Here is a 13,806-nt window from a genome sequence, read left to right on the forward strand (position 1 = left end):
CAAAAAATCCGATGCCGATAAGGCGTGCGATCAATACAACGAAGCGATGATTTTCTCTATAGAAATGTTCTCTGCGTCGGCCTTGTAGTTCTTCACGACGCGATGGCGCAAAATTCCGATGGCTACGGCTTTGACGTCTTCAATATCGGGAGAGAATTTTCCGTTGAAGGCCGCATGCGCCTTGGCCGCGAGAATCAGGTTTTGGGAAGCGCGCGGACCTGCGCCCCAATCGATATAATTCTTGATGAAATCTGTGGCGAGCTGATTGTCGGGACGTGTCTTGCTGACAAGCGTCACGGCATATTCGATCACGTTATCGGCTACGGGAACGCGTCTTACCAAATGCTGGAATTCGATGATTTCATGAGCCGTGAACAAGGCCGAAACGGTCGGTTTGTCGTCTGAAGTCGTCGCTTTTACAACCTGAACTTCTTCGGCAAACGACGGATAATCGAGCTTAATCGAGAACATAAAACGGTCGAGCTGTGCTTCGGGAAGCGGATAAGTTCCTTCCTGCTCGATCGGGTTTTGCGTCGCCAAAACGAAATACGGCAGCGCGAGTTTGTGGTTTTCACCGGCAATCGTCACCGCGCGTTCCTGCATCGCTTCGAGCAAAGCCGCTTGCGTTTTTGGTGGTGTACGGTTGATCTCGTCGGCGAGGATGATGTTCGAAAAAATCGGCCCTCGGATGAATTTGAACTGACGGTTCTCATCGAGGATTTCACTTCCGAGGATGTCGGACGGCATCAAATCGGGTGTAAACTGGATACGCTTGAAATCGAGTCCCAACGCTTGGGCGATCGTATTCACCATAAGCGTTTTGGCCAATCCCGGAACACCCACAAGCAATGCGTGTCCGCCAGAGAAAATCGCGAGCAGGATTTGGTCTACGACTTCTTCCTGGCCTACTATGATTTTCGAAATTTCTTTCTTGAGCTGGTTGCGTTTCTCTACAAGATTCTGGATGGCCGTTACGTCTGACATTAGGTAGTGGTGTTTTTTGTTTTATCGATGTCCAAAATACGAATTTTCACACATCAAAAATCGGCAATTATTTCTTGAGCCAGTTGTTCGTGAATTCGCAGTCGCGGTATTCGCCGTTGATCTTGATATACGTATCCTTGATTTTGGTATCGAACCATTTCCCGATCGCCAAAAGCTGCTTTTCTTTTAGGGCAAGCGCCTTGATCTTCGTGTAATCTTTGGCGTAATCAGCTGTATGCTCGTCGTAACGGTTGGTTACCGTAAGCAACTTGTATTTCTTTTTGCCGCTCGGTTCGGTTTCAAGGATAGGCACCGAAACTTCCTTGTCTTTCAAGTTGACGAGGTCGCGATAAAGCGCGGGATCCATTTTTGTAAGCTCGAAACGCGTGTCTTGGGTTTTAGGATTGATCAGGATTCCTCCGTTTGCGCGTGTTTCTTTGTCGTCGCTCATCGTACGCGCCGCATCGGTAAACGAAACTTCACCGTCGTCGATGCGTTTTTTGATCAGTATCGCTTTGTCTTTGGCTTCTTTCATGTCGGCATCCGAAACTTTGGGTACCATAAGGATGTGGCGCAATTCGACTTCCTGCCCGCGGATTTTCTCTACCATGATGATGTGATACCCGAATTCGGTCTCGAAAGGTTCCGAAATTTCGCCTTCGCCCAAACTGAACGCCACTTCTTTGAATTCCTTGACAAATTGGGTCTTTCGGTTGATTTTGTAATAACCTCCGGTAGAACTCGAAGCTTTGTCATCTGTATACAAAACCGCTTTTCCGAAGAAACTCGCGCCGTCCTGGACTTCTTTCTTGATGTCCTTGAGTTTGTTGATGACCTTTTGCTTTTCGGCCTCGTTCACTTTGGGTTCGACGACGATTTGGGAAACCTCCATTTCGGCACCGAAAGTCGGAAGTTCGCTCGTTGGGATTTTGTTGAAGAAGGTACGCACTTCTTCCGGAGTAATCTGCACCTCATCGATGATCTTGTCGCGCTCCTGCTCAACAAGCATGTTGGTTTTTAGTATTTCGGACATTTCGGAACGGAAATCTTCCTCGTTGTCCTTGTGGAAGTATTCCACGACTTTATCCATAGAACCCAATTGCTCTACCATGTAATCGAGCTGCTTGTTCATCTTTTCACGAACCTGGCTGTCGGCCACCACGATACTGTCCTGTGTAGCTTGGTGGGCGTACAATTTGTCTTCCATGAGCTTGCCTAAAAGCTGGCAACGCGTAATGCCCGAAACGTCTGCACCTTGGCTCTTGATTTCAAGATACGCTTTGTCGATATCCGAATCCAAAATCAGGTAATCCCCGACCGTAGCGATGATACCGTCCACCTTTTGGCGTTTGGTAAAAACGGGTTCGGTGTTCTGGGCGACATCTGTAGTGTCCTGGGCGCTTGCGAACATCGGCAAAATCAATCCCATGGCCAGGATCAGCTTACTTATAAATTTCATACTTCTTGTCTTTAATGGCATCGTCTGTAATGTCTTTTTCAAATTTTTTGATGAGTTCCAGTTTTCTTTTGTTCAGGATCACTTCGCGCAGCGTCGGTTTGATGTACTCGTAAGGACTGATCTGGTTCTTGTCGAGCACGCTTCGGATTTTCACGAGATACACATCGAGCGAATCCTGTTTCTGGATCGATTTTCCTCCCGAAATATATTCATCCCGGTTGTCCGGAGTAATGAACGGCAATTTCGCGTACACTTGCTCCATATCGGTCCAGACGCTGTCGTTAAGCGCAAAATCCTTGAGTTGTAAGGAATATGTATCCCAAAACTTCTTGTCGGATTTCCTGAAATCAAAGAACTTCTGTTTTATCGTCTCGTACCTCGGATTGTCTTTCGGCAGATGTATGTACCGTAAACGCACCAAAGTCCCGTTTGTTTTAAAATTCTCCTTGTTCGCGTTGTAATACTCGGCGAGTTCGGATTCGGTGACGGCCGTGTCTACCGATTGCCTGACCACTTCTTCTATATACGCTTTGGTATACAAATCGACTTTGTACTGGCGCACCAGTTTGTCGAGATCGGCTTTGCCCGCATCGCCCAAATTGACTTCGGCGGCGCTCATGAGCAGTTTTTGCGCGGCCCATCTGTTGATGAAACCGTGCACGATGGCGATGCTGTCTTCCTTCGAAGTACCTTTCGCCACAAGGTCTTTCAAATCTTCGCGGTACAGATAGGACTCGCCTACCCTGGCCACCGCTTTTGGTTTCCGATCGGGGCCCGAACAACTAATGATGGCGAGCAACAATCCGATGCCGAAAACCTTTTTCATCATTACGACTTGACTTCCTTCTTCACTTTTTCGAATACGTCGCGGTTCACTTTTACGGTAAATTCGCTTTTGAGCTCCTTTACCCAGTTTTCCTCGAGGTATTGCTGGTAATCGTTGATGACGCGTCCTTTGGCTTCGTCGAGCGTTTTGGCTCCGGCCGGCAATACCTTGTTGACTTTTGCGACAAAGTAATAATCGCCATCCTTGAACACTTCCGAAACGCCTTCCTTGAATTGGATGTTTTTCGGCAAAGCGTCGTTTCCTTCTTCAAACACGCCGGAAGATGTCATCACGTTGACTTTGTCTTTGGTGTTGAGCTTTTCTTTAATCACGTCGGCTGTCTGGTTTTCCTTTAGGAATTTCTGTGCCTTTTTGATGATGTCCTGGTTGGTTGACGACGCCAAAACGATGTCTACGCGCGACTTCCATTGGTATTTGGCCTTGTTGGCTTCGTAAAACGACTTCAAGCCCAACGTATCGGTTTTTGAACGCTCCCAAATTTCCTTTTCCATGAGATCGAACAACAGCAACCCGTCTCGGTATTCGTCCATTACGGCGGCGAACTCAGGGAATTCGGCCTCGAGATGGTCGTTGTAATAGGCCGTCAATTGGTCGTTGACGAATTTCACGTACAATCTGTCGACGAGTTTGTCAATTGGTTTGTCGGTATGACCCGCTTTTTGTTGCGCGAGGATGAACGTAAGGAAATCGGCTCCCGTCACGTTTTTGTCTTTGATCGAGAACAATTTACCAGAGAAGTTCTTCAAATCCGGGGTTTCCCATTCGCCTTTATAGTAATCTTCGGTTACGGCAGCGACTACTTGTTTGTATACTTTATCGTTTCTTTTTACTGAATATTTCTTGTGCAGTTTTTCGTTCAAGGCCGAAGTGATCAAACGCGAACGGTCGTCTTTGCTCACTTTGTTTTCCAATTCGGGCTTCATCTCGTCGTACGTCTTGATCGGGTAACGGTCGATGAACTTGATGATGTGCCATCCGAACTGGCTTTGTACCGGCTCTGAAAGCGGTTTGTCTTTTGTGAGTGCGAAAGCCGCGTTCTCAAATTCTTCCGAACTCAACTGGCCCGATCCGAAACGGTTGAGCACGCCACCTTTTGAAGATGATGATTTATCGTCTGAAAATTGTTTGGCGAGGCTTTCGAAGTTCTCGCCTTGCTTGAGTTTGTTGTAGATGTCGAAAATCTTGTCCTTGGCTTTTTGGGCTTCGGCCGGATCGTCGGTTTTAGGCTTCAGGATCATGATGTGCGCCACCGAAATATCGCCTCGGTTGTCGCGCATATCGGTCGTTTTGATCACGTGATAACCGAAACGGGAACGCGTCGGCTTTGAAATCTCACCCACTTTGGTCTTGAAGGCACCGCTCTCGAACGGATATACCATGCGGAAAGCCGAGAAAAAGCCCAAATCGCCTTTGTTGTCTTTGGCAGAAGGATCTTGTGAATATTGTTCTGCGAGCTTGCCGAAATCTTCGCCCGCTACCGCTTTTTTGTAAACGTCGAGCGCTTGGTTGTACGCTTTTAATGTGTCGGCCGGGGAAGCGTTTTCGTCGACAAGGAAAAGAATGTGCGACGCGCGTACTTCTTTTAACGAACGCTGATACGCCTCATCGACAAGTTCTTTAGTGACTTTTGAATCAGACAAATAACCTTTTGCAAGCTGGCCGCGATATTGTTTGAGCTCGTTCTGGTAACCTTGGCCGTTTTCAAGCCCAAGTTTGTTGGCTTTGTTGATTTTGAGTTTGTATCCTATGAAAAGTTCGAGATACTGGTCGAGGTCTTTTTGGGATTCGTCTTTTACCAGGTCGAGGTTTTTGTTGTAGACGCGAAGGAATTCGTCTGTATAGTACGGTTTATCGTTGATCGTAAACAGCACTTCCTTTTTGGATTTTTGGGCAACCGCAGCGGTTCCTGCAAGCAACAACCCAAACAACAAATGTTTGATTTTCATTGAATTATAGAATCAATTATGGTTTTCGTTTTCGCGTCGCTTCCCAGACGGAAAATACGACTGACAAAAGTAGCAATTCAAATCTCGCATGCAAGCGATGCCAATACTATTAACAAATTATTATTAACAGATTTTTTTGGTGGATTTGAGGCTTTTAAACACCTGTATTTGGCATTTCCTGTACGTCGACGCGCGATTTCCGATACATCCGAATTTTGAATCCGATTTACCGAAGCAACTTTAGCGCCTCGGCACTTTAGCACTTCACCACAAAAACTTACCTTTGCCGTCCATTTTACACACCATGAGTTTTTTAAAGGAAATCGACAGACGCCGTACGTTCGGCATCATCTCTCACCCCGATGCGGGTAAAACGACATTGACCGAGAAATTGCTGCTTTTCGGAGGCGCGATCCAGGAAGCCGGAGCCGTAAAAAGCAACAAGATCAAGAAAGGCGCGACCTCCGACTTTATGGAAATCGAGCGCCAGAGAGGAATCTCGGTATCGACATCGGTTCTTGCGTTCAATTATCAGGACAAAAAAATCAACATTCTCGATACGCCGGGTCACAAGGATTTTGCCGAAGACACGTATCGTACTTTGACTGCGGTCGATTCGGTGATCGTCGTGATCGACGTCGCAAAAGGCGTCGAGGAACAGACCGAAAAACTCGTGGGCGTTTGCCGTATGAGAAACATTCCGATGATCGTATTCATCAACAAGCTCGACCGCGAAGGTAAAGACGCTTTCGATCTGATGGATGAAGTGGAGCAAAAACTCGGATTGCGCGTCACGCCGTTGAGTTTCCCGATCGGTATGGGTTACGATTTCCAGGGAATCTACAACTTGTGGGAAAAGAACATCAACCTGTTCAGCGGCGACAGTCGTAAAAACATAGAGGAAACCATCGCGTTCGACGACGTACAGAATCCCGAACTCGAGAAAATCATCGGCGACAAGCCCGCAAACAAATTGCGAGAAGAACTCGAATTGATTTCGGAAGTATATCCGGCATTCGATCGCCAGGATTACCTCGATGGAAACCTTCAACCCGTATTTTTCGGTTCGGCCTTGAACAATTTCGGGGTACGCGAACTTTTGGATTGCTTTATCGAGATTGCGCCTGCGCCACGCCCGAAAGAATCGGATACGCGTTTGGTCAAGCCCGAAGAACAGAAATTGTCCGGTTTCGTGTTCAAAATCCACGCGAACATGGATCCGAAACACCGCGACCGCTTGGCATTCGTGAAAATCGTCTCGGGAACTTTCGAAAGAAATAAACCGTATTTGCACGTACGCCAGAACAAATCGCTCAAGTTTTCGAGTCCGAACGCATTTTTTGCCGAGAAGAAAGAAATCGTCGACATTTCGTATCCAGGCGACATCGTCGGATTGCACGACACGGGAAATTTCAAGATCGGCGACACGTTGACCGAAGGCGAAAACATGAATTTCAAGGGAATCCCGAGTTTTTCGCCCGAACATTTCCGATACATCAACAACGCCGACCCGATGAAAGCCAAACAGCTCGAGAAAGGCATCGACCAATTGATGGACGAAGGCGTAGCCCAGCTGTTTACATTGGAATTGAACAACAGGAAAGTCATCGGAACCGTGGGCGCGCTTCAATACGAAGTCATACAATATCGTTTGGAACACGAATACGGAGCGAAGTGTTCGTATGAACCGTTCCCTGTACACAAGGCATGTTGGGTAAAGCCAGAAGACCCTAAAAACGAAGAATTTAAAGAGTTCCGACGTATCAAACAGAAATTTTTGGCGACCGACAAATACGGACAATTGGTGTTTTTGGCCGATTCGGATTTTACGATCCAGATGACGCAATCGAAATATCCGACGGTTAAATTATTCTTCACATCGGAATTCGAATAACCAAAATTTCCTATATTTAAGAATAAATCATTTTAAGGTTAGGAGTTTTTGAAATATTGCCGAAATGTCAATAAACGCTTAAAAAACAGGCAGTCGTGCTTTTTCATTTCAAAATCATTTCTATCTTTACAGCCGCAAAACAAAGTATATGAGACAAAATTTGTACAAGCTTTATTTTCTTTCTTTCTTCCTCCTGATTGATTTTATGGCGTTCGCACAACCTGGCGACGACGATGAAAACGGGGATCTTGAAGGAGACGATCCGGCACCTGCACCAATCAACGGAAAGCTTATATGGTTGGCCATCGTAGGTATTTTGTTTGCTTACTATTCTTATAAAAAATCGAGAAAAATCGCTTAATTTTTTTTTGCGTTTTTCCTAAAATAAAAAAGCCCTTCTTTTTAGAAGGGCTTTTCTTTTGGATATATTCGATTATCTCTTGATGACTCGAAGCGTTTTCACATTCGCGCCTTGGGTTACGACAACATTGTAAACCCCGGCAGCCAGTTTGCTGCCAAATGTTTGGATTTCTGTATCGATAGCTTCGAAAGTACGTGTCTCGACAAGTTTGCCCAACATATCGTAGACTTTTACGTCGACGCTTTCTTCAGTCGGCAAATCAACGTCAAGAGAGAATGTCTCTATATATGGGTTCGGATAAGAAACCGCACGGAAAGCAATTCCTGCCACCTCATCCGTTTTGATGCTTCTTGCCGCTCCAGGAGCAGTAATCAAACATGCCTCCCCAAAGTCGGACCATACGCCCGAAGTCATCACGGCAACACGTACCGCCATTTGACCTGCAGGTGTATAACTGCTGACCATGTTGAACGTGAACCAGTTTTGGGTTCTGTCGATAGTGTTTACCTGGAAGGTATTCATATCGGTAACCTCAAAACGGTAAGATGTCGCACGGTTCAAGCTTGTGGTCGAGATATGGAATCCGACAGAAGAAATTACAGTGTCGCATTGCGCAAGCTGCGGAATTGCTGGAGAAGACACTTGGCAAGGGCTTCCGAAACCAGAGAATACGCCATTTGTCTTGACGGCAACCTCAACCATATAAGTTGTACCGTAAGTGTATTCATTGAGCATCGTCAAAGAGAACCAGTGATAGTTGCGATCAATTACCTGTTGTGTATTTGTGAACATATTCGTCACGCGGAAACGGTAAGCCGTAACCCCTGGTAAACTTGTAGTCGCAATCAAAGTACTGATAGACGGCAAAGTTATTCCACACTGTGATGGAGAAACCTGGGCCGAACCTCCTGGATCAAGTACTGCAGGCGAAGAAACCATACAGCTTGTACCGTAATAACCCAACCATACACCGTTGCGTTGCAATTGTACCGAAATCGAATACGTTGTAGCGTAATCGTAAGCGGCCAACGAAGTAAGCTGGAAGTGAGGCGCAGTTCTATCTATAGTTTGCTCGGCCAAAGTCGTCATGTTGACTACTTTGAACCTGTAGCCTGTAATGACTTGACCGAAACTAACGCATCCAATAACAGAACTGATGGTTGTAAGCGTAGTTCCGCACTGGCTAGGCAATACCTGGCTCAACAATTGGAATCCTTCGTCGAGGTTTCCGTCGCAGTTGTCATCCAAGCCGTTGTAAAGTACTTCGGCATGGCCTGGGTTGATAGCCGCTACCGAATCGTTACAATCGGTGTTGTTCAAAGAATACCCAGATGGAGGCGTGTTGGCATCCACGGCACAAACGCTCATCAATGATCCCGTTCCGTAAGTGTCGGTATCGGCATCTACATAGAAAGAGAACTCGGCGTGGATTGCGGAATCCGCATCATTACAATCGGTACCGTCTAAAGAGTATCCAGTCGGAGGCGTATTGGCGTCTACAGCACAAACACTTTCGATAGTGCCGCTTCCGAAGCCGTCACCATCTGCGTCTACAAAGAATTGGAATTCTTCATGGATCGTTCCGTCGGCATCGTTACAATCTGTATTATTCAAAGAGTATCCCGATGGAGGCGTGTTCGCATCCACAGCACAAACCACAGTCAGTGACCCTGTTCCGAATCCATCCAAATCAACATCAGGATAGAAAGAGAACGAAGCGTGCATCGTACCGTCGGCATCGTTGCAGTCTGTGTTGTTGGTCACATATCCTGCAGGAGCACCGTAACAAGTCGTCAATGGTGAAGCGGCGTCTCCGTAAGTATCGGAATCCGCATCGGCATAATACGTCGCATTAGGCAGAATTGTAGTCGAAAGCATCACGCTGTTCGGACAGTTGTTGCCGTCTGTATACGAATAGGTGATGTTATGAGCACCCAAAGCTACTGCAGCAGGATTGAAACTTGCCGTTCCGTTTCCGTTATCGGTGATTCCGTTTCCGGTGAACGTTCCGCCGGAGTGGTTAGCTGTCAAAGTCACGGCAGATGAACCAGCGCAATAATCGGCAGCCAAACCTGTGAAGCTGACTTCCGGACGTGCGTTGATGACGAAATCGACCGGAGTTCTACAACCTGTAACCGTAGAACATTCGACATAGTAAGTCGTTGTTCCCGGAGTATTGGTGTCTGCAAGACCTGATCCTGCAACTCCTACCGGGTTGAAAGACGAACCTGTACCAATTGCCGATCCGCCCGAAGATTGAGTATACCAATTAAGGTCGCCTGGCAATGCATATGTTACAGAAACCTGCATATAATCGACATTCGCCGTTCTTGTTCCCGCAATCGCGAAATTGTTGGTATTCGTAACAATCAGCGCTACACCAAAATTGGCTGCATTTATTTCGGATGGAGTCCAAGTGCTTCCCCACATATCGGAGGTTGCGCCATAAGAGGCCACGCCTTCCGAAGTTGGCCAGTTTGTCCCGGTAGCCGCTTTATTCGTACCCACACTGTTACCGGCTTTCACGAGTTGGAGCGAATTATCACGGATTTCACCTGTGATCCCGCCGCTTCTGAAACGACCTATAGTAACCTGGATTCCTTTAATGACAGCATTCGCAGGAAGTGAGAACCCGTAATTGGTCGCCCTTAGTGCTTGTGAGAACCCGGCTCCGTTTCCGGCTACCGAAGCATTGCTATTATTGTTAGATACCACATTCTCTGGAGTGGTCCATGCCGTGCCCGAACCTGAGTTAGACCCTGTACTTGCGAAAGTTGCAGCACTGGTTACAGGACTTTGCTCTGTACATGAGTAAGAAGATGTAAAAGAACCACTATCACCCGTACAAATGACGACTCCAGTCGCAACCGGTATTGGTCTGATAGTAAGTGTTTTGTTAGCCGTAACGTTTCCGCAAGGTGAGTTCCCGAAAGATGTCAACGTCAAAGTAACGCTTCCTGCCAAAATATCGGCAGCGCTTGGCGTGTACATGGCCAATGTCAACGAGTTGTCATCGGTAAAAGTACCTGTTCCGCTGGATGTCCATTGAACACCCGTGTTCTGTGTAGCGCTGGCTCCATCCGTAATATTCACGGCACCCGAATTGGCACAAGTAGAAATTGCAGTACCGGCATTGGCCGTTGCCGCCGCGGTTACATTAACCGTATAGGTCGCCGTAGCCGGAGTACACGGATTGTTCGTAACAGTCATCGTCAAAGTGACCGTATTTCCTGCATCGCCGGCAGCGGCAGTATAAGTCGGAGTCAAGGTATTCGCTCCCGAAGTGATCGTTCCGGCGCCATTCTCTGTCCAGGAAATCGTTCCGTTAGAAGAAGAAGCTCCAGAAACCGTAGCCGTTTGGTTTTGGCAAATCGTAGCGCTTCCACCGGCCGAAGCTGTCGGTTGGTGCGAAATATTGAGTGTTTTGTTCGACACTGTATTTCCGCAAGGTGAATTTCCGAATGCGGTCAAGGTAATGGTTACCGATGCAGGATCGGACAAACTTGGCGTATAGGTCGCATCGGTCAACGAATCGGCATTATCGATTGTTCCCAAACCGTTAGTAGTCCATTGTATAGACGTATAATTGCTCGCGCTTGAACCCGTGGTGATATTTACCGCACCCGAAGCGGAACAAGCCGAGAATGTCGATCCAGCAACTGCCGTAGCCGCTCCGACGACATGTACGGTATAAGTAGCGGTTGCTGCCGTACATGGGCTGTTTGACACCGTCATGGTTAGCGTAACGGTATTTCCGGCATCGCCTGGAGCCGGAGTGTAAGTTGGTGTCAATGTACTGCCTCCAGCCGTAATCGATCCTGCCCCGTTTTCAGACCATGAAATAGTCGCGCCGGCAGGAGACGAAGTGGCTCCCGAAACCGTAGCTGTTTGATTCGAACAAATCGTCGCGCTGCCACCTGCCGAAGCCGTTGGTACTTGTGCTACTGTTAACGTTTTATTGGATACAGCGTTGCTACAAGGCGAATTTCCGAATGCGGTCAAAGTCAACGTTACAGAAGTTGGATCGGAAACGCTTGGCGTATATGTCGCCAAAGTCATGGAGTTAGCATTAGCGATTGTTCCCAAGCCATTCGTAGTCCATTGTACCGATGAATAATTACTCGCGCTTGAACCGGTAGTGATATTAACGGCACCAGCCGAAACGCATGTACTGAAGTTAGAACCAGCGACTGCAGTCGACGCTGGCACAATAGTAAGGTCAGAACCATTATTGCTGCCATTTTTTGGCGATTGGTTCGCAACAACACGTATGCGGTAACCTGTTCCGGCGGCCGTACCTACCGGAATAGTCGCAGATATGCTACCTGCTGTATTGGTATTCGCTAATGTACCGATTGTAGTCGGCGAAGCGAAAGAGCCCGAAGCGTCCGACAATTGAGCCGTGAACGTATTGTTTGACGCAAATGTCCCGGTAATAGTATAAGGAACCGAAATCGTACTTCCGGAACAAATTGGACCAGAAACCGCGCCGGTAGTTATAGAAGTGAACTGACGCAAAGCGATAAGAATTACACCTCCTCTGGCATTTGCAGATAAATTTACCGAGCCGTTGCCCGTTGCTCCTGCAGCTGATTTGGTTGCCCAAGCCCCTCCAAGCCCATTATCAAGGCCTGTATTCAAAGGAAGATCAAAAATCTCTGAAAGTGTCAATGGGCCGGTCGCTACTTGCCAGCTGGACAAATTCACGTTGTCCCCAACATATGCAAACATCACAAGGCCTGTATTGACAGTGTTCGTATTAAAACCTGTATAAGAAAACGAACCAACGCTCCCGTTTTGGGTGATTGATCCGGGATCAACATCGAAAGGCCCGCTGTTGGCTGTACCAGCTTCGTTAAATCCTCCGGTAATGTCCGCTCCACGAAACGCTATGACCGCGCCTTGGCTACCTTCGGTCGCAAAGTTGCTTACCGTAAAGCCAAAATTGGCGGCGCTAACGTCTGTAGCATCGGCTATCTTATACAGCAAAGTGCCTCTCCAACTGTTGCTGCCCGTCGATCCGACTTCGGTTCCGTGGACTCTTGTCCATCCTGTTCGTGTCGCATCGGGTAAAGTAGAGTTGTCGTCATCGCTTTGTACAATACTGGCGAACATGACATCACCAACGGCTAATCCTGATGGCTTAGTAATCGTTAGTGTAACACCTGTAGTGTTTGCCGATTGGGGCGAACCCGTCACCAAGGTGATCTGTGCGAAAGCATGATCTGAAAAGAACAAACTTCCAACCATCAAAATAAAGAGCAAGGCCGTGTTCCTAAAAGAATAGAAACATCGACTACCCAAACTGAATAGTTTTGTTTTCATAAGCATTGATTTTAATAATTGATATCCTGCCCGAAACCTTACGTCACGGAAATCTTACTGAATAATAAAAGGTGTGGCAGTTGTTGGAAGAATTCTAAGTCAAATTAAAAGAGGAAACGTCAGGCCGCGAAAAATAATCGATATCAAGCCTGTTTAGACGTTGTAATGCAGAATCCCCTGATTATTTGTAATAATCCTAACGTAATATTTACAATTCACAAAAATGAAACGGTGCTTTTGAAAACTATTTAAAATAAGAAAGCCCTCTCATTTCTGAAAGGGCCTTCCAAATTGGAACTATGAATGTAAACTATCGTTTGATCACTCTAAGCGTTTTCACGAATCCGGCCTGGGTCACAACTAGGTTGTAGACACCCGACGGATAACGTTCTCCAAATTGCTGAACCTCGACGGCATCGATAGCGAATTCACGCTCCTCGATCAGCTTGCCGATCATGTCGTACACCTTGACCTGGACTTTGTCCTCGCTTGAGGTATCCATATCGAGTGCAAAACTTTCGGTGTAAGGGTTCGGATAGACGACAGCACGGAAATCAACCGTAGGCTGTACATCGTCCTTGATCTGTCCTCTGGCAGCACCCGGAGACGTGATCTCGCAGGCTTCCCCGAAAGGAGACCAGTAACCCGAAGTCTGCAACGCAACTCGAACGGCGTAAAGCGTTCCAGGAGTATAATTTGGAATGTTCATGAACGAGAACCAATGAACCGAACGGTCAACGACGGTCTGTTCGAAAGTCGTCATGTTGGTCACCTCGAAACGGTAAGCCGTCACGCGGTTAAGACTCGTCGTGGCGATGTTCGTACCTGCAGTGGCGATTGTCGCACCACAGTTAACAAGCATCGGAACGGCTGGTGAGGTCACGTTACAAGGAGAACCATATCCCGACCACGTACCGTTGGTCTTCACGGCAACCTCAACCTGGTATTCCGTACCGTAGTTGAAACGCGTCAACATGGTAAGGGAGAACC

General features: G+C 47.3%; 8 protein-coding genes. 2 read left to right on the forward strand and 6 right to left on the reverse strand.

Features of this window, described 5'->3' with window-relative positions; translation table 11 throughout:
- Nucleotides 1–30: 30 nt before the first annotated feature.
- The 4 genes from HZF10_RS14490 to HZF10_RS14505 form a co-directional block, all read right to left on the reverse strand.
- On the reverse strand, nt 31–984 hold the full coding sequence (locus HZF10_RS14490; protein ID WP_176006939.1) for an AAA family ATPase: 954 nt from the start codon (nt 982–984) through the stop codon (nt 31–33).
- A 67-nt stretch (nt 985–1,051) separates the two neighbouring features.
- Nucleotides 1,052–2,443 (reverse strand): peptidylprolyl isomerase, encoded by a 1,392-nt coding sequence (locus HZF10_RS14495; protein WP_246282610.1) that lies wholly within the window; start codon nt 2,441–2,443, stop codon nt 1,052–1,054.
- The gene (locus HZF10_RS14500) at nt 2,427–3,272 is read right to left on the reverse strand and encodes a hypothetical protein (RefSeq protein ID WP_246282612.1); all 846 of its coding nucleotides are present in this window, start codon (nt 3,270–3,272) and stop codon (nt 2,427–2,429) included. The genes HZF10_RS14495 and HZF10_RS14500 overlap by 17 nt, the downstream gene beginning before the upstream one ends.
- Nucleotides 3,272–5,236: a peptidylprolyl isomerase gene (locus HZF10_RS14505; RefSeq protein ID WP_176006941.1), complete on the reverse strand. Its 1,965-nt coding sequence runs from the start codon at nt 5,234–5,236 to the stop codon at nt 3,272–3,274. Before HZF10_RS14505 ends, HZF10_RS14500 begins: the two co-directional genes overlap by 1 nt.
- 304 nt (nt 5,237–5,540) lie before the next feature.
- Here HZF10_RS14505 and HZF10_RS14510 point away from each other — a divergent pair, with 304 nt between their 5' ends.
- On the forward strand, nt 5,541–7,130 hold the full coding sequence (locus HZF10_RS14510) for a peptide chain release factor 3 (RefSeq protein ID WP_176006942.1): 1,590 nt from the start codon (nt 5,541–5,543) through the stop codon (nt 7,128–7,130).
- Nucleotides 7,131–7,278: 148 nt separating this feature from the next.
- Nucleotides 7,279–7,491 (forward strand): Fjoh_0651 family PID-CTERM protein, encoded by a 213-nt coding sequence (locus tag HZF10_RS14515; RefSeq protein ID WP_176006943.1) that lies wholly within the window; start codon nt 7,279–7,281, stop codon nt 7,489–7,491.
- A gap of 72 nt (nt 7,492–7,563) precedes the next feature.
- Here HZF10_RS14515 and HZF10_RS14520 read toward each other — a convergent pair whose 3' ends face one another.
- Together HZF10_RS14520 and HZF10_RS14525 are read right to left on the reverse strand one after the other, a co-directional pair.
- Entirely contained in the window at nt 7,564–12,816 is a 5,253-nt protein-coding gene (locus tag HZF10_RS14520; RefSeq protein WP_176006944.1) for a T9SS type A sorting domain-containing protein, read from the reverse strand.
- A 310-nt stretch (nt 12,817–13,126) separates the two neighbouring features.
- The coding region (locus tag HZF10_RS14525) for a T9SS type A sorting domain-containing protein (RefSeq protein WP_176006945.1) at nt 13,127–13,806 on the reverse strand (680 nt) is incomplete at its 5' end.

It is taken from the genome of Flavobacterium agri (genome assembly GCF_013401995.1).
Classification (GTDB): domain Bacteria; phylum Bacteroidota; class Bacteroidia; order Flavobacteriales; family Flavobacteriaceae; genus Flavobacterium; species Flavobacterium agri.